At 50.7% G+C, this 23262-nt stretch carries 18 protein-coding genes; 3 read left to right on the top strand and 15 right to left on the bottom strand.

Annotated features, from left to right (window positions below):
• Positions 1-23 precede the first annotated feature (23 nt).
• A complete protein-coding gene (locus BUB81_RS00730; RefSeq protein WP_073318563.1) occupies positions 24-1076 on the bottom strand; it encodes an MBL fold metallo-hydrolase in 1053 nt (350 codons plus the stop codon).
• Positions 1077-1261: 185 nt separating this feature from the next.
• Between BUB81_RS00730 and BUB81_RS00725 the strand changes: the two genes are divergently transcribed.
• Positions 1262-2263: a WD40 repeat domain-containing protein gene (locus BUB81_RS00725; RefSeq protein ID WP_139241462.1), complete on the top strand. Its 1002-nt coding sequence runs from the start codon at positions 1262-1264 to the stop codon at positions 2261-2263.
• 323 nt (positions 2264-2586) lie between these two features.
• On the opposite strand, the gene BUB81_RS00720 is transcribed toward BUB81_RS00725, so the two are convergent.
• From BUB81_RS00720 to rutA, 7 genes are read right to left on the bottom strand one after another with little or no spacing between them, the layout of a single operon-like run.
• Positions 2587-4077 (bottom strand): CoA-acylating methylmalonate-semialdehyde dehydrogenase, encoded by a 1491-nt coding sequence (locus BUB81_RS00720; protein ID WP_073316818.1) that lies wholly within the window; start codon positions 4075-4077, stop codon positions 2587-2589.
• A 32-nt stretch (positions 4078-4109) separates the two neighbouring features.
• Complete coding sequence (locus BUB81_RS00715; protein ID WP_073316816.1) at positions 4110-4649, bottom strand: flavin reductase; 540 nt, start codon at positions 4647-4649, stop codon at positions 4110-4112.
• 39 nt (positions 4650-4688) lie between these two features.
• Positions 4689-5279, bottom strand: coding sequence for a malonic semialdehyde reductase (locus tag BUB81_RS00710; protein ID WP_073316813.1), 591 nt, complete (start codon positions 5277-5279; stop codon positions 4689-4691).
• Between the two features lie 15 nt (positions 5280-5294).
• Positions 5295-6092 carry a pyrimidine utilization protein D gene (rutD, locus tag BUB81_RS00705; RefSeq protein WP_073316811.1) on the bottom strand — a complete coding sequence of 266 codons (798 nt, stop codon included), beginning with the start codon at positions 6090-6092 and terminating at the stop codon, positions 5295-5297.
• A 6-nt stretch (positions 6093-6098) separates the two neighbouring features.
• Positions 6099-6482 carry a pyrimidine utilization protein C gene (gene rutC, locus BUB81_RS00700; protein ID WP_073316809.1) on the bottom strand — a complete coding sequence of 128 codons (384 nt, stop codon included), beginning with the start codon at positions 6480-6482 and terminating at the stop codon, positions 6099-6101.
• 21 nt (positions 6483-6503) lie between these two features.
• The gene (rutB, locus tag BUB81_RS00695) at positions 6504-7244 is read right to left on the bottom strand and encodes a pyrimidine utilization protein B (protein WP_073316807.1); all 741 of its coding nucleotides are present in this window, start codon (positions 7242-7244) and stop codon (positions 6504-6506) included.
• Positions 7244-8332: a pyrimidine utilization protein A gene (gene rutA, locus BUB81_RS00690; protein WP_073316805.1), complete on the bottom strand. Its 1089-nt coding sequence runs from the start codon at positions 8330-8332 to the stop codon at positions 7244-7246. The genes rutB and rutA overlap by 1 nt, the downstream gene beginning before the upstream one ends.
• Positions 8333-8607: 275 nt before the next feature.
• On the opposite strand from rutA, the gene rutR reads away from it, so the two are divergent.
• Positions 8608-9291 (top strand): HTH-type transcriptional regulator RutR, encoded by a 684-nt coding sequence (gene rutR, locus BUB81_RS00685; RefSeq protein ID WP_073316804.1) that lies wholly within the window; start codon positions 8608-8610, stop codon positions 9289-9291.
• An 872-nt stretch (positions 9292-10163) separates the two neighbouring features.
• On the opposite strand, the gene BUB81_RS00680 is transcribed toward rutR, so the two are convergent.
• The 7 genes from BUB81_RS00680 to BUB81_RS00650 all read right to left on the bottom strand — a co-directional run bounded on the left by BUB81_RS00680 (position 10164) and on the right by BUB81_RS00650 (position 21998).
• The gene (locus tag BUB81_RS00680) at positions 10164-12083 is read right to left on the bottom strand and encodes a methyl-accepting chemotaxis protein (RefSeq protein ID WP_073316802.1); all 1920 of its coding nucleotides are present in this window, start codon (positions 12081-12083) and stop codon (positions 10164-10166) included.
• Positions 12084-12285: 202 nt separating this feature from the next.
• Positions 12286-13599: a sugar MFS transporter gene (locus tag BUB81_RS00675; RefSeq protein WP_073316799.1), complete on the bottom strand. Its 1314-nt coding sequence runs from the start codon at positions 13597-13599 to the stop codon at positions 12286-12288.
• The gene (gene nagA, locus BUB81_RS00670; protein WP_073316797.1) at positions 13596-14726 is read right to left on the bottom strand and encodes an N-acetylglucosamine-6-phosphate deacetylase; all 1131 of its coding nucleotides are present in this window, start codon (positions 14724-14726) and stop codon (positions 13596-13598) included. Before nagA ends, BUB81_RS00675 begins: the two co-directional genes overlap by 4 nt.
• Before the next feature lie 2 nt (positions 14727-14728).
• Positions 14729-15727 carry a glucosamine-6-phosphate deaminase NagB-II gene (nagB-II, locus tag BUB81_RS00665; protein WP_073316795.1) on the bottom strand — a complete coding sequence of 333 codons (999 nt, stop codon included), beginning with the start codon at positions 15725-15727 and terminating at the stop codon, positions 14729-14731.
• Positions 15724-16602, bottom strand: a complete 879-nt coding sequence (locus tag BUB81_RS00660) for a glucosamine kinase nucleotide-binding domain-containing protein (protein ID WP_073316793.1) — start codon at positions 16600-16602, stop codon at positions 15724-15726. The genes nagB-II and BUB81_RS00660 overlap by 4 nt, the downstream gene beginning before the upstream one ends.
• A gap of 60 nt (positions 16603-16662) precedes the next feature.
• Complete coding sequence (locus tag BUB81_RS00655; RefSeq protein ID WP_073316791.1) at positions 16663-19158, bottom strand: family 20 glycosylhydrolase; 2496 nt, start codon at positions 19156-19158, stop codon at positions 16663-16665.
• Positions 19159-19268: 110 nt separating this feature from the next.
• Positions 19269-21998 (bottom strand): TonB-dependent receptor, encoded by a 2730-nt coding sequence (locus BUB81_RS00650; protein ID WP_073316789.1) that lies wholly within the window; start codon positions 21996-21998, stop codon positions 19269-19271.
• A 233-nt stretch (positions 21999-22231) separates the two neighbouring features.
• On the opposite strand from BUB81_RS00650, the gene BUB81_RS00645 reads away from it, so the two are divergent.
• Positions 22232-23260, top strand: coding sequence for a LacI family DNA-binding transcriptional regulator (locus BUB81_RS00645; protein ID WP_073316787.1), 1029 nt, complete (start codon positions 22232-22234; stop codon positions 23258-23260).
• The last annotated feature ends 2 nt before the right edge of the window (positions 23261-23262 follow it).

Genomic DNA, 23262 nt, shown 5'->3' with positions numbered 1-23262 from the left:
TTATTAAATACAGGGGCTAAACATTAAAACGCGATGGTATCCCCTTCATTCAGAACATGAAGCGGCACGTCTGCATTGAGTTCCTCGTACATATGTAACAGCCGGAACAACGCTGAATGTGACGTTTTGTCGCCCATTCGCCAGCTGGCATTGCCGTATCCCCATGGCACCATTGCCTTACATCCCAATTCTTTTGCTGCAACCAGCGCATCTTCTGGCGTTGTGTGGACTTTACGGTAGAACTTTGGTGACTCTTCGCTAAAGTAAGAGGCAATGGGCAGCAGGCAAACGTCTATTGGTCCGAACCGCTTGGCGATATCTTTAAAATGCGGGGAATACCCGGTATCACCTGCAAAAAATAACGTCTTTCCCTTGTTTTCTAATACCCAGCCACCCCACAAAGACTTGTTGTTGTCTTCGTAAATATAGGGCACCCAAATTCGGTTGCTGAAGTGATGGGCTGGCACAAAGTGAACGGTGGTGTCACCAATCTGTTTATTGGCGTACCAGGCCATTTCGTTAATTGCATAACCTTGTTGAGCAAAGTGTTCAGCGAAGCCCATTGGCACTAAATAGTCCGGTGCGGTGCCTATTTTGCCAATGTCGCGCTTGTTGAAATGATCGTAATGAATGTGCGAGTACATAACGGCATCAACAGGCGTCGACGCCTCTATTGGCAGTGGTGCTGGTTTATTGCGGAAAAAGCCATCAGACAATCTGAAGGCCCAGTCTACCGGCCAGTCAAACTGGTCAAATACCGGGTCAATCAAAAAGCGTTGCCCTGCGGCAGTCTGAACGTAGAAGCTTGCATGGCCTAACCAGGTAACACTAAAGCCAGCGTCCGTGGTGACGTCGCGTTTTTCACCGGTGTACAGGCAATCCTGCATTGGCGAATCGCATTCAATGAGTGGCGAAGCTGGATAGCAATTTTCGCTGCACGTTACCGGATAATCAGAGAATTTAGCGTAAATATTCTGGAATCTGTCTTCATACCCTTCAACATCGGCATACACCAGCAGGGAAGATTCGGGGGCAATAACGTTCACCTGGTTTTTAACCGCACAGCCGGCCAGCATGGTCAGACCCAGAAGTAATAAAGCTCGGTACACAAGGTTGTCCTTTCTGTTTTTCACGGCAAAGTGTACCAAGTTTCGCCGAAGTAACGCACTGTTCCGCTTCAGGTTTGTGTAACCAAACGTATCTGTTGGCGCGTTTGTAAAAAAACGGTATGGTCTGGGTTTTCTCAGTGTGGGCCATAACCTTGGACAGATATCTTCGTTTAGCCGTTTTGCTGGTATCGGTTCAGTGCGTTGCCTGTACCCCTGAGCCTGAGCCCGTTAACGATATCGGGCGATGGCAAATCACCGACTCATTCATTCTGTCTGCAGCGCTGTCGAAGCAGGGACAGCATACAGCGCTGTTGTTCCCCCAAGGACGGCTCGCTGTTTGGGATAACGATACGCAAAAGCGGCTTGTTGACTGGCACGCGCCGGATGTCTTGCCTGATACCTCAATGATGCATATGGATGAGTCTGCTCGATACCTGTTGTCGGCGACGCGCACCGTCGTTCAGATTTGGGATGCCACGAGTGCTGAGCCCGCAGGATCTTTGGATCTGTCTGCTCAACTAGGCGACGCCAGCATCACCTCGCTGCGCTTTATTCTGGCTCCTCATTCGTTTGTGATAGGCACCAGTGGGGGCGACATCCTGTTTGCAGATACCCGCAGCGATGAGTATCACCTCGCTCATCAACACGATGCTGATGTTGTGAAGTTAATCGTGTCGCCAGATGGTGAGCTATACAGTGCGGGCAATGATGGCCTGGTTGTCAGGTGGGACAAGCAAAAAAAAGCGCCAGAACAAACGCTCACTGTGCCGCATCGTGTTACCAGTCTGGAAGTGGGACGGGATAACAACGTCTTTGTTTCTGACGCGCTGGAAACGCAAGTAATCTGGCAAAGTCAGTACAACGAAATTATCAGTGAGCTGGCGTATTGGGAGCGATTTCAATGGTTCCGTGTAGCGCGCTTTGCCCCTGTTAATCCGTGGTTGATTACCTCATCGCCAAAGACTGAGATGATTATCTGGCAGCTCCCGGAAGGTAATCCCATTGCACAGTGGTGGGCTGAAGCTCAGGGCTTTGGCTCAACTGTTTTGGACATGCGTTTTACCAACCCTGCAAGGTTGCGCACTGTTACATCTGACGGTGTTTTGCAGGATTGGGATATAGCAGACATCGCAGAACAGAGCGGCTCGTATTAATACCAATCCGCATAGAATATTACCCTATCAGCGAGACTGACAGGTTTTATGGCGAGGCTTATTTGCGCAGGTTTAGTGGTGCTAAATCAAGCAAATGTAACGAAGGCAGAAAGCCTGTCAGCCTCGCCCGAAGGGAGTGGCCAAATCGACTTAGCTCTGTGTTGCGGTTACTGGACGTAGAGTGACTATGCCTCAGTAACCGCGTCGTGATCTAAGTCGATTTGACTCACTCTGCTAGGGCAATATTCTATACGGATTGGTATAAGGCTATTGGCTAAAGCAGTCAGGCGACACGGGTTCGCCTGCGCTTTTGCAATGCAGTATTAGCTTGGGAACGCAAAGCTCACACCTTCTCTGACGCCAGTTGAGGGCCAGCGCTGAGTAATTGTTTTTCGTTTGGTGTAAAACTTTACGCCGTCTGGGCCATAGGCATGCAGGTCACCAAACAATGAGCGCTTCCAGCCGCCAAAGCTATGGTAGGCAACGGGCACGGGCAACGGAACGTTTATGCCTACCATACCCACCTGAATATGGTCGGAAAAATACCGGGCCGCTTCGCCATCGCGGGTGAATATGCAGGTGCCGTTACCGTATTCATGCTCGTCTATTAAGTCCATAGCCTGTTGCATTGTCTCAACGCGAAGTACCTGCATCACCGGGCCAAAAATCTCTGCCTGGTAGCTGTCCATACTGGCAGTCACTTTGTCGATTAGCGTGGCGCCAACGTAAAAGCCATTGGGGTAATCGGGAACCTGCGGGTTTCTGCCATCTACGACAATATCTGCGCCCTGTTGTTGTGCGCTGGTGATGTAGTCTTCTACCTTCGCTTTATGCGTCTGAGTGATCAGTGGGCCAAAATGGTTTGTGTCGTGTTCGTAGCTGCCAACCCGAAGGTCTTGCATGGCAACTTTCAGCTTTTCAACCAGTTGTTCTGCTACCGTATTGCCAACTGCTACCACTACTGACAATGCCATACAACGTTCACCAGAAGAGCCGAAAGCTGCGCCTAATAGTTGGTTTACGGCATTGTCCAGGTCGGCGTCAGGCATCACGATGGCGTGGTTTTTAGCGCCACCCAACGCCTGACAGCGCTTGCCGTTGGCATTGGCGGTAGTATAGATATATTCGGCAATCGACGTTGAGCCAACAAAACTGACTGCCTGCACGTTCTGGTCTGTGAGCAGGGTGTCTACTGCGGTTTTGTCGCCATTAACCACATTGAAGACGCCATCGGGTAATCCGGCTTCCTGCAGTAATTTTGCCATATAAAGTGCACAGCTGGGATCGCGTTCTGACGGCTTTAGTACGAATGTATTGCCGCAGGCAATGGCAAGCGGAAACATCCACAGGGGGACCATGGCGGGGAAATTAAACGGGGTGATGCCGGCCACTACGCCTAGTGGCTGAAACTCGCTCCAGGCATCAATGCCGGGGCCTACGCCTTTGCTGTATTCGCCTTTCAGCATTTGTGGGGCAGCACAGGCAAACTCGACATTTTCTATGCCGCGTTGTAACTCACCCGCGGCATCATGACTGATCTTGCCGTGCTCTTCGCCAATCAGTTTAATAATCGTATCGGCATGGGCTTCCAGAAGGGCTTTGAAGCGGAACATGACCTGAGCCCGCTTGTTTACCGGCGTATTGCGCCAGGCAGGATACGCCGCTTGCGCGCTGCTGATCGCTGCTTTTACGGTAGTGTCGGAGGCGAGCAATACCTGTTTGACAGCCTCGCCCGTTGAAGGGTTGTACACTGGCTGAGTGCGGCTTTCAGGGGTACACAGCTCACCGTTTATAAAGTGTCCTATTACGTCCATTTCTGTCTTTTTCCTACACATATCCGGCATGTTTAAACCTGAGCTGACAGTTGGCGATAGCCACGCTGGTGGTATAACAACGCGCCTGCCTCTGCAGCTTGCTTAATAGCCAGTACTTCACAAAACAGTACGTCATGTGTCGCGACGCTTTTACGGTCGGTGATAATACAGTCGAAAGACACTGCCGCGTCTGATAGCACAGGTGAACCGGTAAGTAAGGTTTGCCAGTGACCCTGTCCAAAGCGGTCGACCATTGCTGCTTTACCGCCAAAGATGTTCGACAAGTCCTGCTGGTCTTCGCGCAGCGTATTGATGGCCAGGTACTTACTGTGTTTAAACACTTCGTGTACCGAGGCGCTGCGATTAAGACAAACCAGCAGTGTTGCCGGGCTGTCGCTAACGCTGCATACCGCAGTTGCGGTAAAACCCGCCTGGCCCACGCCGTCGTTGAGACCAGGTGTCGTGACGATGTTTACGGCGCCGGCCAGGTTGGTCATACCCTGGCGAAACATCTCCGGCGTAACGCCATCTGACATTGAGAGTGAAGTACTTTCCATTACGGTAGTGGTCATGGCGAATTCCTTGTGATGATGAAAAATGATTGTGCAGGCTTAGCGCACCTGACAGGCCTCGTCGAATGACAGGCGTGGTAAACGCTTATGGACTTTTTTTCCGTCCCCATACCCTATGTTCAGGAGAAAATTGACCTTCCATGTGCTGTCGGCGAAAAAGGTCTCATTCAGCAATGTGGGGTTAAAGCCCGACATCGCGCCGGTATCGAGTCCAAGTGCTCTGGCGGCGTACATCAGATATGCTCCCTGTAACGAGCCGTTGCGCATGGCAGTCTCATAGGCGGCTTCCGGGCTGGATGTAAACCAGCTTCGTGCATCGGCGTAGGGAAACAGCGTGGGCAGTTGTTCGTAAAACTCTGCGTCGAATGCCACGATAACCGTGCAGGGCGCGGTCATAGTTTGTTCAAGATTACCGCTCGACAAACACGGCTTGAGCTTTTCTTTGCCTTCCTGTGATGTAACAAACACAAAGCGGGCGGGGCAGCAGTTTGCTGACGTTGGGCCGAACTTCGTGAGTTCATAAAGTTGTTTAATTAGCGTGTCGGGGACGGGCTTGTCCTGCCAGGTGGTATGCGTATGCGCTTCGGTAAATATCTGTGCAAGAGCCTCATTGCTAACGGAAGTTGCCATAGTGAATTAATCCTTTTACACAGCCTGTGCGGCTTGTTGTTGGGTAGATAAAAACGTGAGAAGTGTGTCGTTAAAGGTATCTGGCGTAGTGACTGAGGACGCGTGGCCGCCATAATCAAACGCTTGAAGCTGTGCGTTGGGCAACTTATTTGCCAGATTAAGTGACTGCTGCCAAGGCACTAATACATCGTCTTTGTTGGCATAAACCAGCGTACGCGTTTGTATTTGTCCCAGCGAGGCGTCGATATCAAACTGACTCAACGCCTCAATGCGTTTGAGTAAATTCGGCTGATTTGGGAAGTGTGCCAGCATGTGAGCTTCCTCCTGCCCAAGCTCGGTGATATGGCGGGTAATGTAATCCGGTGGATACAGGATCAGCGCCTGCATTTGCAAAAACATCTGCGGCTCACAGTTCGCTAGCAAAGCCTTACGAATAGCGAAGCATCTCAGAGTATGCGGGTTGGGCTGCGACCAGGCGTTCACCACGACCAGGTTGTTTATTAATGCTGGTTGGTTTTTTGCGAGCGCCATCCCAACCAAACCGCCCAGCGCATGGCCGACAAAATCACACCGGGTAACTGACAATGATGCTAACAGGGTCAATAGCTCATCGGCCATATGCTCAATACTGTAATTATCGGGAAGCTTAGCCGGACTGCGCCCTGTGCCTGCGTGATCGTAAAGTAATATGCGGTAGTCTTTACCTAGCGCGGCCAATTGTCCTTTCCAGAAATGTGCTGAGCCGCCCAGACCGGAAGAAAATACCAAAACAGGCGCTGAGTCTAACTGGCTGCCATGCCATTCATAGTGCATAGACGCTTATCCGATATGGGCAACGCTGGCTATTTCGATTAAGGCATCTGGCTTCACCAGTTCAACCTTAATGCAGTAACGCGCAGGTTTTTCGCCAGGGAAATACGACGCGTAAACTTCATTCACGGCTTTGTAGTTATCCCAGTCGGTAATGAAAATGGAGTTAAAGGTAATGTCGTCCATGGTGCCACCGGCTTCCTCTACCACACTTTTGATGGTTTCCAGAACATGCCGGGTTTGTGCAGCGGCATCGCCTACGTGCACAACATCGTTGTTCTCATCAAAGGGCAACGTGCCCGATACATACAGAATATTGTCTGCCATCGAACCGGGTACAAAAGGCGCAATGGGGGTACTGGTTCCCGCAGGAATAATGGCTTTTTTACTCATGACCTGTTTCCTTGGTGTTAACTATGCTTGCTCGGCAAATAAGTGACAGAAATCGCTGGTTTGAGACACCCAGCCAAAAAACGTTTCAATGTTATAAAGTGACGCAGTTTGAATCTCTGGTGGACCGGCCTGGTGAGTGGCATCTGCCAGCACCACACCAAAATATTCCAGAAAGAACCCATCTCTTAAGGTGGATTCAACACACACGTTGGTAGCAATACCGGTGAATACCAGATTGCGAATACCGCGACTGCGCAACATGCTGTCGAGATTCGTATTGTAAAAGCCGCTGTAGCGGGTTTTCGGGATCACAATATCACCAGCTTGAGGGGTTAACTCATCCACCAGGTCGTAATCCCAGGTACCCTTCGCCAACAGTGAACCCATGAGTTCTGGATTCTTACGCATGGTTTTTAGCGCGTTGGATTTATACCAGTTGGGAGAGCCCGGCCCGCCTGCTTCCTTGTACTCAGGATCCCAACCATTCTGAAAGAACACCACCGGCATACCAACGGCACGGGCGGTGTTAAGGACTTTAAGCGTATTTGCAATCACAGGTTCTGTGGTTGATACATCAAAGCCCGCTTTGTCCAGATAGCCCATTTTACTGGCATAGGCATTTTGCAAATCCACCACAATCACGGCGGTATTCGCCGGATCCAGCAACAGCGGCTCTGGCTTGGCATTAAGAACAGGCGCCGCCTTATCACCCTCATCTGCAGCAAAATAGCCTGATATTTCAATCGGCGCAGTCGTTACCATTATGCCGCTCCCGGTGTGGCGGTAACGTGCTGTCTTGACTTCATTAATGGCTGAATTTTGGTGCCAAAGTCATCCATGCCTATTAAGAAATCATCGAAAGTCAGTAAGACACCGCCACACCCTGGTACGGTGGCAATCTCATCTAACATGGCAGCAACGGAAGCATACGACCCTACCAAAGTACCCATGTTCAGGTTGACTGCTGAAGTGGGGTTGGTCATGTCTCTGACGTTAGTATCTTTACCTGAGGTTTTGTCTGCTGCGCCTTGTTCTGCCATCCAGTCCAGCGCACTTTGGTCCTTACCCTCTTTATATAATTCCCACTTCGCCATGGCCTTTTCGTCTGTTTCATCGGCGATCACCATAATAAGTACAGCGGAATCGACTTTGCGTTCCTCTTTGGCTGCCGCTTCAATTAATCGTTCAGCCGTTGGCGCAAAGGCGGTTGGGGTATTGACCCCCTTGCCAAAGCAAAAGTTGTAGTCGGCATGCTTGGCGGAAAATGCCATACCTGCTGCACTTTGCCCGGCACAGATAATCGGGATCGGGCGCTGTGGCTTCGGTAACATGCGGCAATCATCCATTTGAAAATGCTCGCCTTTGAAATCACTTTGCCCGGTTTCCCACAGCTCTTTGACCACCGTAATGTACTCTTCAAGGTATTCGTAACGGTTGCCAAAGAACTGATCGCCTGGCCACATGCCCATTTGAGAATATTCAGGGCGCTGCCAGCCAGTAACCAGATTGACACCAAATCGTCCGTTTGAAATGGAATCGATAGTAGTCGCCATTCTGGCCATGACCGCCGGTGGTAACACCAGGGTAGCGGCTGTGGCGTAGAGTTGAATTTTAGAAGTAACCGCGGCAAGACCCGCCATCAGCGTGAAAGATTCAAGGTTGTAATCCCAAAACTCGGTTTCACCACCAAAGCCCCTAAACTTGATCATGGATAACGCAAAATCTAACCCGTAGGCCTCGGCCTTCAGAACGATTTCTTTGTTTAAATCAAAGCTCGGTTTGTACTGGGGTGATGTTTTGGAAATAAGCCAGCCATTGTTGCCAATAGGAATAAATACGCCGATATCCATATTACTTCTCCCTTTTTAATAAAATGTCGTTAGATGCTTTTTTATTTACGGATAAACGGCTTGCGTTACCGCAAGGCCGTTCAAATAGTATTCAGCATAAAGTAGGCCAACTATTATTGTTGTTATTAATCAATGGTTTGTGATATTTGTGTGTTTGAAAGTGGACCTTTTGGTCCAATTTGGAGCGTTGAATTGTTTATCTTGTACTCAACTGGTGCAATGCGCAGCATCGTGTAGAATTGACATGCAGCACAATTAAAGGAATGTATGTACTGATGAAGTCTTCTTCTGCCGACCAGCCAGCGGCACCTCAAAAGCCGGCACGTGTGTTCAGACCGTCCACGCAAAAGCGACGGGAAAAAGCACTACAAGACAAACGCGAACGCGTTATGAAGGCCGCACTGGCCTTGTTCTCTCAACACGGTGTAAACGGCACCAGCGTCGAACAAATTGCCGCTAAGGCCAAAGTGTCTAAAACCAACCTGCTTTATTACTTCTCCAGCAAGGAACAGCTGTACCTGGATGTTATTAAGCATTTGCTGGATGTGTGGCTTAAGCCACTGCATCAATTCAGTGTTGAACAAAACGCCATTGATACTCTTACCAACTACATAAAGGTGAAGTTGGAAATGTCGCGAGACAATCCGGCTGAGTCCAAACTGTTCTGTATGGAAGTGGTACAAGGCGCACCGCTACTATTAAATGAGCTGGAATCGCCACTGTGTAAACTGGTAGAGGAAAAGGCCAAGGTAATTCGTGCCTGGATCAATCAAGGGCAACTGGATGAGGTGGATCCATACCACCTGATTTTCAGCATTTGGGCTATCACCCAGCACTACGCGGATTTTGGCGTACAGGTAAAAGCTGTTACCGGAAAAGACCTGAATGACCCGGACTTTTTTCAAAGCACACTGTCATCGGTTACGCATATTATTTTAGGTAGCATTCGGCCGGAATAGGGTTGTTTTTATATCGCGGCTTTTTTGGTTAAGTCCCGGGACAAGCTAAGGTCCCGGAACAAGCCAAGGTCCCGGAACAAGTCCGGGATGACGGGGAGGAGGTTGTATCCTCGCAGTTGTCGTCCCGAAGGTGCCGAGCGCTTATACCCATCCGTCGTCGTTGGAAAGTGCGGAGCGCTTATTCCCATCCGTCGTCCCGGAAAGTGCGGAGCACTTATTCCCATTCGTCGTCCCGGAAAGTGCGAAGCACTTATTCCCATCCGTCGTCCCGGGAAGTGCGAAGCACTTATTCCCATCCGTCGTCCCGGAAAGTGCGAAGCACTTATCCGGGATCTAAAGTAACAGAGAGGGTTGTTTAGAGAGCGCGGCCTTTTTTAGTAGGTCCTGGGGCAAGCACGGGATGACAGTGAAAGGATGTATCTACACCGTCGTCGTCCCGAAGGTGCGGTGCATTTATCTCCATCCGTCGTTCCGAAGGTGCGGAGTTCTTATCCCCATCCGTCGTCCCGGAAAATGCGAAGCACTTATCCGGGATCTTAGAACAGAAAGAGGGCTGTTTAGAGAGCGCGGCCTTTTTTAGTAGGTCCCGGGGCAAACCCGGGATGACGGAGAAAGGATGTATCTACACCGTCGTCGTCCCGAAGGTGCGGTGTATTTATTTCCATCCGTCGTTCCGAAGGTGCGGAGTTCTTATCCCCATCCGTCGTCCCGGAAAGTGCGAAGCACTTATCCGGGATCTAAAGCAACAAAACAGGGTTGTTTAAATATCGCGGCCTGTTTGAGTAGATCCCGGAACAAGCCCGGGATGACGGGGAGGTGGTTGTATCCACATAGTTGTCGTTCCGGAAAGTGCGAAGCACTTATCCGTGCTCTTACAGCTTAAACTTACTCACTTCGTCGTCGAGTTGTTCGGCTAGTTCCGCCATGGTTTTGCTGGTGGCGACCATTTGCTTGGCAGAGCGCAGGTTGTTGTCGCTGTTGTCGCTGATTGCGTGGATGTTGCGATTAATGTCTTCTACAACCACGCTTTGCTCATCCGTTGCGGTGGCGACCTGGGTATTGATGCCATGGATGATTTGAATATCATCGGCGATGTCTTTCAGCATAACGTCGATTTGTTGCGCGGCCTCAACCACTTGCGTCGTTTGTTTATTGCTAAGGCGCATCTGTTCTACCGCGGTTTGTGAGTCTTGCTTAAAACTGTCGATTTTGCTTTGAATTTCTTCGGTAGAAGACGCTGCGCGCTGCGCCAGCGTGCGTACCTCATCGGCAACTACTGAGAAGCCCCGGCCATGGTCACCTGCGCGTGCTGCTTCAATTGCCGCATTTAGCGCAAGCAAGTTAGTTTGATCTGATATGCCACGAATGGTTTCGAGAATGCTGACAATGTCATCGGTATGCGCGTCCAATGACTCGATAACGCTGGTAACACTGCTGATTTGCCCGGCTAGCTGGTGAATACTATCAACAGCTTGCTGAGTAAATGCCTGTCCATCGGCCGATGCTTTTGCGCTGTGATTTGCACTGCTGGCAGCATCGTGAGCTGATTGCGCAATTTCATTTACGGTGCTGCCCATTTGATTCAACGCGGTGGCTACGTGCATGGTGCTGTCACGCTGTGTTTCACTGTTGGACTCAGTCATCGCAGATTTTTCGGCTACCTGAGCAGCAGACTGGCGGATCTGAACGCTGGTAGCGGCTACGTTAGTCAAAATGCCGTGCAGGCTGGCAGTAAACTGATTAAATCCTTCCACCAGTTTGCGGGTTTCTTTCTGTTCGGGCAGTGGAATACGCGTCGTTAAGTCGCCCTGGCCATTACCCAACTGTGTAAACACACTGGCCAGGTTCTCCAGCGGCTTGCTTATACTGCCGGCGAACCAAACACCCAATAGGGCAAAACCGAGTGCAATGATAATAGACCAGGTGATCATCGACACACTGGCACTATTCATTTCGGTATACAGTTCGCTAACCGGTACCTGAGCAATCACATACCAACCTGCGCTCTTTACATAGGTGCTAGCGAACAGCATGTCTTCACCTTCCACTTCACCGCGTATCAGGTTGAAGTCTTGCTTGGTAAGTAAAGTGCTGGCAATAGCGCCGGAGGTAATGTCACGGAGATGCGATTTACCCAGTAAATTAGTATTGGCGTGGGCATTGATCGTGCCTTTTTCGTCGGCCATAAAAATGAAGCCACTTTCGGCAATTTTTACGCTGTTCAGTACGGCCATTAAATCATCAACGGATTTGGCTACACCCGACATACCACGACCATTTACCTGTTGGTAATTGGCAAACAACCGGTATCCCTGACCTGGCTCATTGTACAAGCTTAGTGAAACGGGTTGACCACTGTCTTTGTAGGCAAAAAACCAACCATCAAACTCATCATTTTTCAGTACGCGCAGGAAGCCGTCCTGATTCCAGTATTTATGGGTTTGGCGATCGACGAAAGAGGTAACGGTGAGATCGTTGAAATCCTTCAACTGACCAAGGTAGTTAACCAGCTGAGTTTCGCCCGCACGATTTGCACCAGCCTGAGACCAAGCAATGACGTCGGGGTTGTTTGCTATGGAATAGGCAACAGACTTCATTACTGTCACTTCTTTGTCGACCCGGTTAGCGACCTGCTTAACCATATTGGGCAACTGCACGGATTCCATGTTTTGCTCAACCAACTGCCGGGCAATGTACTGCTGGATTGTCCCGACCAACAGGGTAGATGCCAATACAGCAATGACCAGAATAAGAATTAATTTTTGTTTGATACTAAGGGATGCAAAACGCATGGATACAACTCTACTGTGCAACGTAAAAAAACCAGACCGAATGGTCCAATCTAAAAGGTCTGCTTAGCAGTTACAAGAGAATTGATTAAAAATTTGTCTTATATTTCAATGGTGTAAATGCGCTGTTAATCAGGTGTTTTAAAATGGCTGGCGAAAATAGAGATCGCCAGCCGAAGTGTGAGCATGTTAGTGCTATACAAGGCTACCAGGCACGTTTTTTATGGCCACCCAGCGCGTAATAACAAATAAAGGCATAGCATGGCAGCATTACCGCGTAAGCCGATTGCGCGTCGAGTGTGTCCGACAACCCGCCGTATACCAGTGGCAGAATAGCACCGCCGGCGATGCCCATAATCAGAATCGCCGAGCCTTTGGGGGTAAATTTGCCTAAATCAGCCAGTGCCAGCGGCCACACAGTAGGCCAAACCATGGCATTAGCCAGCCCCAGTAAGGCGATCAGGGCTACGGTATCAGGCAGGGTTTGAATGCCGGTCCAGCCCCACAGAATTGCAGAGATGCTGTGGGATTGGTCTGAACCCAGCATGATCCCCACTGTAAACACCAGTCCCAATACACCAGAGAGCAACATGGCTTTGGATTGGCTAATCAAGCGGGGAATACAAAATAGTCCCAGGAAGTAGCCAGCCACCATGGCGGTCATGGTAAATGAGGTAAGCGATGTCGCATTGGCAACGCCTAGTGACGAGCCATATAACCCGATAGTATCACCGGCAATCACCTCAACGCCCACGTAACAAAACAGGGTGATGGCGCCCAGTACCAAGTGCGGGAATTGCAATACGCCGCTGGCTTGTGTGCTGTCGTTGCTATCATCACTCTCAAATTGAATATCCGGCAGATTCACGCGCATCAGCCCCAGGGCCAGAATGCCCAGCGCGATAGCCATGCCAATATATGGCTGAATAAGCTGGCTGGACATTTCGTTTAATTGCGCAGCACGCTCGGCTTCCGGGAGTTGGGCCAGGCTTACCTGACTCACATCGCTGAAGTTACCCAGCACCAAGGCAGTGAATAACAGTGGCGCTAATACGCCCGCGAATTTGTTCAGTAAGCCCATAAAGGCAATGCGCGCTGCGGCACTGTCCTGTGACCCCAAGTGCACGATAAACGGGTTAGACGCGGTTTGCAGAATGGTGAGGCCGGAACCTACAACAAACTGGGCAATCAAAAACACCGCAAAGGTTTTACTAAGCGCAGCAGGCACAAACAACAGGCAGCCGATGGCAATCATGGCCAGCCCCAGCGACATGCCTTTCTTATAACCCGTGACTTCCAGAATCTTTGCCATGGGCAATGCCATTACCACGTAGGCAACATAAAAACAGAACGCAATGAATAGCGCTTCCATTTCACTGAGTTCACAGACCATTTGCAGGAAGGGAATAAGGGCCCCGTTTAACCAGGTCACAAAGCCAAAAATAAAGAACAGCAAGCCAATTGTGAGTATGGGCATCAGGCTTTGCATACCTGTGCGCGGTAGGGTTTGTGTTGTCATGCTGTCGCTTCCTGTTCTGTGGCTACCGGCTTACCGTGCAGCCAAATGCTGTCTATTGTTAAGTTATTATCCAGTAACAGTAAATTAGCTTGCTGACCAATGGCAATGCTACCCAGCGTATTCTGTAACGACATAAACTGTGCCGGAGTCTGGCTGGCCATTTGGCTGCACGCTGCCAGACTAAAGCCAAGATCGCGATGGGTATTCAATACGGCCTGATGCATGTCCAGGCACGAACCGGCCAGAGTGCCGTCTGGCGTGGTGAGCTTGCCGCCGTGGCGGGTAATGGTGGTATCAAAAAAGGCCAGTTCATTCAGATCGCAACCTACATGCGCCATGGCATCGGTAACCAACATAATGTGCTGTGGGCCCTTTGCTTTAATCGCGAGCGCCGCACTTTGCGGGTGCACGTGGTGATGATCGATTATCAGGCCACAATACGCGTCGCTATTTAATGCGGCGCCTACCATACCCGGCTCGCGTGATTGCAGGGCAGACATGGCATTGTATAAATGGGTAAAGCCGGTCGCTCCGGCATCAAGTGCCGCCTGAGTCTGTTCAAACGCGGCGTTACTGTGTCCTAGCGCGACTACCACGCCTTCAGCGGTTAATTCCTGTATAAAACTCAACGGCACATTGTCGGGCGCGACGGTCACGAGTACTCTGCCTAAATCCTTGCGGGTCAGAATAGCCAGCTCAGAGTCCTTTGGTGTGCGAATGTATTGTGCGTCATGCACGCCCTTTTTCTTTGTATGAATAAAGGGCCCTTCGTAGTGCACACCCACAATGGTAGGGTGTTTACGGTCAATGGCTTCGGCGATTGCATCGCCCGCTTTCGCCATCACTTGCTCGCAATCAGTAATGAGTGTGGGGAGTAATGACGTGGTACCAAATTGCAAATGGGCACGGGCTAATACATCCAGGCTTTCGTAGTCCAGATGCTGGTTAAACAGCACACCGCCGCCGCCATTGACCTGAGTATCAACATAGCCGGGTAGCAGCGTGCCTGGGGTCACTGGCGAATCGCCCGCTTCATCAATGTGCGTGATCACGCCCTGCTCAATGGTGATAGCGGCATTATTCAATATGCCAGCCGGGGTGATGACGCGTTCAACACATAGTTTCATGGTTATACCGTTTGAGTCACTTTGTTTAATCCAGGCGGTGCATCGGGGTTTAAGCCCATGTCGGCGGCCACTTGCTCGATATCCAGATAAAAGCGCTGCATTAACAGCAAGGGCAGTAATCTGGGGTGCAATGCCTTGTTGATATTTGCCAGCTTAACAACTTTTGCGCGTCGGCGGCTAATATCTTCGATCATTGAACGGTGAAACGAGTGTGACTCGTCCTCAATCTCTAAATCAATGATAGATAGCGGCTTTTCGGCCAGTGTAACCGGGCCGTGAATAAATTCAGCACTGCTGAAGGACTCGGCGTGAATGCCTAATACTTCCTTGAGTTTGAGCGCTACTTCGCGAGCAATGGCATAACCGAACGCCCGGCCAAGCACGATGCAGTTGTGCACGCCGGTAAGGTGCGCCTGAGTTACTTGCTGTGGTTCATTGCACACGGCTTCAAGTGCCTCGGGAAGCTGGTTCAGCGACGCTTTTAGCTCAGTATTGCCCGACCATTCAGCGCATAATTGCAGTAATGCAGACAAGCTGGCCAGATAGCTTTTTGTGGCAGCCACGGCTTTTTCTTCGCCCGCTCGCACGGGTAGCACTTCGTCGCATAGCTCTGCCAGTGGTGAGGTTTCGTCATTCACGACGGCGACAGTATAGGCTCCGCCAGCTTTGGCATCCTTGGCCTGACGCAGAATATCCGGGCTACGGCCCGACTGCGAAATCACGATCACCAGTGCATTGGCAAGGTTTAGCTGCTTATTGAAAATGCCTGACACCGAGGGCGCAGCGGCGCATACCGGCAAGCCCAGCTCTACTTCGAACAGATACTTACCGAATACACCGGCGTGATCGGAAGACCCGCGGGCAATCATCATGATCATGCCGGGTTTGCGTTGCTTTAAGGTATTTGCAAGGCGTTCACAGATCGCCTGATTGTGTGTTAACTGGCCGGCAATGGCGCTGGCGGCTTGCCTGGCTTCTTTCGCCATAATACTACTGGTCATTGAAAATCTCCTGCTTGTTTTGCCAGTAAAATTGCGCCTTCTTCAGGGCTGAGCTGGCAGGGTTGAATACGGTCTTTCACCGCATTGCTTAACATGGGGTGGTAAAGTTCTGTCAGGCCGCCTATCAGGCACAGGGCCATATCCGGCGTATTCAATACTTCGTCGGCGAGTCGTTGTAGGTAACCTAGCCCATCCTGAACGAATCCCTGAATAACACTGTCGCCTTTGCGGTAAAGGGGTAACAAAGGCAGCACGATGGCGGCATAGTCGTTGGAATTGAATCCTGCACATTCTCGAACGATATCTTCAGCGCTGTTTGCCTGTAGGTGCTCGCATACGGCGTTAAATGTCGCGTCTTTTGGGGCCAGGCCATCAAAGGCCAGTAGACTATGCTTAACGGCTTGTAGCCCAAGCCAGGCACCACTGGCTTTATCGCCGATGGGGAAGCCGTGTCCGCCAAAATCGGTAAAGCTGCCAGATGCATAGCGAGTGGCCGATGAGCCCGTGCCGCACACAATCACCGCGCCGTCGTGTCCTGCATGCGCGCCCGCACATGCTGCGTGAAGGTCACTTATCAGGTGTACGTGTTTGAATGGCAACTGCTTTGCCATCAAGGCCTGATGTGCAGAGGCTATGTTGGCGCCAGCTAATCCTGCGCATAATACAATCTGCTGCGTCGTGATGGATAGCTGTGCGGCCTCAATGGCTTTCGCTGTCGCATCCATAATGGAGGCGCAAGCTGTGTCCAGGCTGCGCATTACATTAGCCGGGCCGCTCTGGCCCTTTGCCAGCAAGGTGCCGTCTGCGGATTCAAGGCGGACCCTGCAGCGGCTGCCGCCGCCGTCAACGCCGATGAAATATAGTTCGCTATTCATGCTTACATTTACTCAATATCTCGGTTTGAACAGAGGTTCAAACTTACTAATTCAAAAGATTTACTGTGCTAGTGGTGAGTCTAGTTGCACCACTCTGCTGGTCTTGTCGGTATGCAGTACCCGGGCTCGGACCATCATGGCTTCACCTTTGCGCAGGGGCGCAGAGTAACGGTGCCAGTGGACGCCGTCCGGGCTGTATTCCAGTGCCAGGTTGGGGAGTAGGGCACGTAAAAACAGTTGTTCATTTTCTTGCTTCACGCCCGGTGGTGGCACACGAACATTGATATCGTGGGCTATCAGGCGTGGGTAATGCCGGGTCGCCATGGCATGGGCAAAAGACGCATAGTCGTTATTCACTTCGCTGGCAAAGTGTGGTTGAGTCACCTTGCCCTCCCAGTCCGCGTGATGCCAGGCGCGTTCGGCAAATGCCAGTAGTCGTGGGAAGAGCATGTATTCCACGCTGTCAGGCGTGCGGGTTACTTCGGTCCAAAGTTGAGACTGCATGCCTGCAATGGGGAAGTCGCCCGAAACCGGCTTATCGTCATAAGCTTTGCCCATTCTGTCAGTCCAAAGCTGTGCCATTTGATGCATATCTTCTGGCATAAACTCGAACACTTTTCGCAGAGAGACTGACTTAGCAGCCCAGTAATAACCCGGCTCCAGCGGGTTGTTCTGATACGGAAAATCAAAGTACAGCACGTCGGGTAAACTCAGTACGGTGGGTACCTTGGCATGCAGCCAGTGCGACACGGTTTTGGTGGCGCCCCAGAACAGGGTGTCCCATACGTTTACTTGTATCTGGCTGTTGGTAAGGGCTGGTAATGCTTTGTCCATGCCATCGCTCCAGCCTGCCATAGTCAGCCCATAGCGATTACCCAGTTTGACTACTCGCTCAATGAACATCCCGGTGAGGTTGTCCTGATCCACACCGCTTGCCAAACAGGCCGGAGATTGGGTCCAGGCCCCGGCGGTTTCATCTGCGCCCATGTGGTAAGTGCGCAGCGGTACGCCAGCGTCGGCATGCATGACTTTGAGTTCGTTAAGGACTTTATCTAAAAAGCGATAGGTACTGTCGATGCACGGATTCAGCGTATTGTCGTTGTAGAACTGTATCGAGCGGTATTGCGACGGGTCGCCCGGCTCGGTGAGCAGGTACATACGGGCCTGTTCGGGTTTGCCTTGTGCCATCAGTTTGTTGTACCGAACCTGCATGGACTTCACTGCCGCACGAACGTGTCCGGGCATATCCAAAGAAGGAATAACTTCGATGCCCAGGTTGTTTGCCTGTACCAACAGTTGCTGATAATCCGCAATCGTCAGGTAGCCATTGTTGGGGCTGTTGCGATGTGGTCCTCCACCTAATTGTGGTAGCAGACACTGTTGCTCGCTCAGATCATGGCAGCGATAAGCGCCAATGTCAGTTAACTCAGGTAGACCCGGAATTTCCAGTCGCCAGCCTTCGTCGTCGCTTATGTGAAGGTGTAGCTTATTGAGCTTGAGAATGGCCATTTGCTCGATAATGGTGGTAAGTACTTGCTTACCGTTGAAGTTCCTGGCGATGTCGATGTGCACGCCGCGATAATCAAATCGAGGTGCGTCTTCAATGTGCGTGTAATTTATACGCTTGGTTTGCGGGTCCACTAATTGCGCCAGGGTTACCAATGCATAACCCGCAGCATGTTCCGAAGCGGCATGAATGGCTATGCCGGTTTCGCTGACTGTTAAGCGGTAGGCGTCCAGGCTGTTAAAGTCGCTATCGTTAATACGCACATCAACAGGCGTGAAGTCAGTTTGCTCACCGACGGATAATCCAAATTGTGCCAGTAACGGCTGCCAAGCTAATAGTGCCGGCAGCTGTTGAGGCAGCCGAATACCTGTCAGGTTAACAAACCCTAATTGCTCTGACTGCGATACCACCTGCGGAATAACGCGATTGCGTGATTCTACTGTCCATTGCGCAGGCGCTTGATCATAGTCGTACCGTGCAGTTTCAAAGGGCAGAGCATCGTCTTTGTTTCTGCGGTATTGCTCTGGCTTTGTCCAGCTCAGAGCATGGCCTGCTACAGGCAACTGTGAGTCAGTCCTGTGTTGTAGTCGGGTGCTATCGATAACCACGGGTTCCAACTCACCTGAGACCAGATAATAATTGGGCATTACATCGGAGCGCGAGGCATGCCAGAACGGGGCTTTAATGTTGATTGCTATCGAGGTGTTGGTATTTACCTCTTCCAAAAAATCGATGCGGTGCAAGTCGCCATTTATATGGGAAACCGTAATGTTAGCGTTATTGGCTTCAACATCGGCAATGGGCGACATATGGCTAAAGTACAGTGATGTTCCCTGAGTTACCGGAATATCCTGTGTAGACAGCGTAAGCTGAGCAGTGAAACACTTGCCTTCCATGATGTCGGTGCTACAAGGCACCTGTGCAATGTTGTTTTGCACCTGGTAACTCACAATCAGTGTGCGTCCCAGTTGATTGAGTTCGGGCTGTGTGGTTGCCAGTGCTTGTGTGCTCGCCAGGCACAATAGCCATCCCAGATAGTTCTTCATCATACTCACTGCCAGGTAAAAGAGTGTCGTTGTAATTATGGGTGTAGATGGGGCAGCTTATCAGGGATACGACAAGCTGCCCATTAGCTGGTGGCTACCAGCGGTGGCCGGGCTTAGAAGCTCATGCTCGCGCCCACAAACAGTCTGCGGCCGTTGGCACTTTGCGTGCCGCCAAGGCGCAGTCCGTCACTTTCCCTTACGTAGTAGTTTTCCCAAATTTCATCGGTAAGGTTGAGTGCTTCTGCTTTGAAGGTCAGGTTTTCACTGTACTGCCAGCTAACCTGCGCATCTAACTGAGCTTGTTCGTCGCGGTAGCGAGGACCAATCTCGGTTTGCGCAATGAAATACTCTGAGCGGTAGTTGTAGTTTAAGCGCGCGCTGTACTCGTCTACTTCATAATAAACACCAATGTTGAACGAGTTCTTAGAGGTGTTCGGGAAGCTAACGGTGCGAGTAGACAGGGTGGCACCCACAATATTACCTGCATCGTCATACACAGCGGCGGCTTCATCAATTTCCGCATCTGCTACGTCGGTGTAGGTATAGTTGAAGTAACCACCAAAGCCGTTTTCAAACGCGTGCTGTAACTGGAATTCAAAGCCTTCAATGGCTGTAGTGCCACCGTTTTCAGGCGTGCTCAGCTGATTGATTTGCTGGCCGTTGATTTCTTTTGCCACGGTTTTGGTAAAGATGAAGTCGCTGATGTCTTTCTTAAATAATGTGAAAGAAACCAGTGACGCACTGTCGTAATACCATTCCACACCGGCTTCAAACTGGTTGGCCGTTAATGGATTCAGGCCTGGGTTACCCGCTGTACCTGAGCTGGTTTCTGGCGTGAGGTTAACCGCTGGTGCCAATTGGAACGGCGCCGGGCGAGTAATGACTCGTGATGCAGCAAAACGCAGAACAACATCTTCAGACAGATCGTAAGCGATGTTTGCGCTGGGCAACCACTCGTTGTAATCACCGTCGTAAGCAACGGCTTCGCCACTGTTCAGATCGAACCCTTTTGACGTTGAGTCGGTTTCAACATAGCGCAAGCCAATGTTTCCGCGCAGGCCATCAGTCGCGAATTTCGCCATGACATACAATGCAGTAATGTCTTCTTCGATATCAAATGACGCATCTTTCAGATATACATCTGAATTGCGGCACAGGCCGTCTGAGTTGCTGTCGTTACACTCTGCTACCGCATAAAGTGCATTATACATAGCGGTTTTGTCCGGCATGAAGTAGCTTGCTGCCACGCCGTTGGTTTGTGAATGGTCTACGTTCACCATAGCACCAGACCAGAAATCACTTGCCGGGCCCAGGCTGCCTTCGCCAGTAGGAGCAAGGTTTGCTAAATCGGTGCGGTAACGGTGCTGACCAAAACTGCGGTCGCGTACTTTTAAACCGGTTTTGATTTCGGTAATGGCACCCCACTCAACAAAGTGTGAGTAGTCCAGTTGCAGGTAGTTTTCTTCATCTTTGGTGCTGTTGACCTGATCGAAGATACCGCCTAACCACATTTCATCACCCGGATTCGCTAACCATGGGCTTGCTGTCGTGAAATCAATGTACGGGTTTGCACCGCCTGGATTGTAGAAGTCAAAGTTAGCGCGCTCGTCGTCAGGCGTTACCCAGAATTCAGTGAAGAAGTCACGGTTTGTGCCTTCACCAGTAGTGGTACCCAACTGGAAGTGAAGCTGGCCACTTGCCAGTGTGTAAGTACCTTCTACGTCGAGTAACTCGGTCGACATTTCTGAGCCGTCACGGAAGATATTGTCGTAAGCCATGTGGCGGGCCCAGCCCGGACGCTGCGCTAAACCGGTGACTGCCAGAGACTCCACTACGCCGTTGCTTACTGTACCGCTGTTGGTGTCTTCGCCCATGTAGGCAATACCGCGGAACGGAATACCAATCAGGTTAGAGTTGACGTTGTCGGCTTCCATGGTGGATGAAAGATAGTGAACAGAGATGTCCAAATCGTCAGTCGGCAACCATTGTGCGGTTACGTCGATACCCTGACGTTTACGATCCTGTTTGAACAATGCTGAACCCATACCCCATGGAATAGCGCCTTTGCTGCTGGTACCCTGAGGGGCTTCAATCAGTGGGTCAATACGCGGAATACTCGGACCAAACCAACCAAAATCTTCGTTAGTTTCACGGTGAACCGTACGTTGCTGATAGCTACCTGATACCAAAATACCAAACGTGCCGTCATCGTTTTTCCAGCTGTAAAGGCCTGAAAGCGATGGATCCGTTTCAGTAGAAATGTCGTTGTACTGGGCTTCTACTGACATTTGTGCGGTGTTAGCGTCCAGGTCCAGCGGCTTGCGGGTACGCAGAATAACAGTACCACCCAGTGCGCCTTCGTCCAGGTCGGCTTGTGAAGACTTGTACACTTCAAGACCGCCGACCATTTCAGAAGCCAGAATTTCAAAGTTGAAGTTACGCGTAGCGTCTGACAGCACGAACCACTGTGCAGTACCCACGGCCTGGCCGTTTACCAACGTCAGGTTTTGATCTGGCTGTACACCACGAATGGTCACGCCCTGACCTTCACCAAAGTCACGGTCAATGGTTACACCGGGAATACGCGATAAAGATTCCGCGACGTTTTTGTCGGGGAATTTACCAATGTCTTCCGCAGTAATCGCGTCAACGACCGCGTCAGAGAAGCGTTTTGTATTTATATTGGCTTTCTGGCTGGCGCGGATACCGCGAACTTCAATGATTTCTGTCGAGTCGGCACCCTCTTGCGCGATTGCGCAAGGTACTGCAGTGGCTGCCATTGCTCCGACGGTGAAGGCGAGACGTAGCCCGCGAGTTAATGTATTTATTCTATGTTGTTTCATCACTCAAGTCCTTGTTCTCAGAAGGAATGACAACGCTGTCATTTGACTCACAAATAAAATGACAGACGCGCCAGAATTCATAAAAAATGCATGACAACGCTGTCATTGAGTGTTAACGTTACAACAACAAATTTACGTTTGCAAACACAAAAATTAAAAATAGTTTTTAAATTTGTTGCAACTTAGTGAATTTAAAAGAATTATTTTTGGCTAAAATTTAATCTGGAGGCGTGATGTCTGCCACAATTAAAAGTGTTGCCGAACATGCTGGTGTATCTATCAAAACCGTTTCCCGTGTTATCAACAACGAGGGAACCGTAAAACCTGATACGCTGGCCAAGGTGCAGGCCGCCATTGATGAGCTCAATTACAAACCCAACAAGGCGGCCCGGGATTTAGCCGGACGCGATAATTTTGTGCTCGGTTACGTGTACGACAACCCGAATGCATATTACATCATCGATATGCAAAAAGGGATTTTGAATGAGTGCCGGGCGAACGGGTACGAATTGCTCATTCACCCTTGTGATGCCAGCAGCCGCGATATCATTCAGGAAATCCTCGGCATGGTGGATAGCGCCAGATTAGCCGGGCTGATCTTATCGCCGCCGTTATCAGAAATGCCTGAAGTGCTGTCTGCCCTCGACGAAAAAGGCGTGCGTTATGTACGCATTCTGTCGGGCAGTGAAGCGCTGGAGAACGGTCCGCCTTGTGTTCTGGTAAACGACTATCAGGCGGCTTACCAAATTACTGAGCACCTTATTCAGCAGGGTCATCGTGACATTGGCTTTATTGCCGGTGAAAAGCAGCACAACTCGACCATAGAACGTCAGAAAGGCTTTGCTGCCGCACTTGCTGCCCATGATCTTCCTCAGCATCCCGAATTTGTCATAGAAGGGACCTATTCATTTGGGACCGGGGTGGAAAGTATCGAAAAGCTGCTTACGTTACCCCACATTCCGACAGCGGTATTTGCCTGTAACGATGAGATTGCGGCGGGGGCCTTATTTGGTGCGCGTATGCGAGGGGTGGATGTGCCCGCAACGCTGGCGATTGCCGGATTCGAGAACAGCCCGTTCTCGCGGCAGACCTTTCCGCCATTGACGACGGCCTCACAGCCAACGGACCAGATTGCGCAACGTGCGACGTCCACTCTGATCCAGTCGTTGAAAGCCCGTAAACTGGGCAACGACAAACAGCCTATTCCGGCGCATGTGTTTGTGCCTGAACTGGTGGTTCGAGAATCCACTAACCGGTCTTAGTC

This window comes from Marisediminitalea aggregata (assembly GCF_900129565.1).
GTDB classification, from domain to species: domain Bacteria; phylum Pseudomonadota; class Gammaproteobacteria; order Enterobacterales; family Alteromonadaceae; genus Alteromonas; species Alteromonas aggregata.
This window is presented reverse-complemented; position numbering and strand designations above follow the sequence as displayed.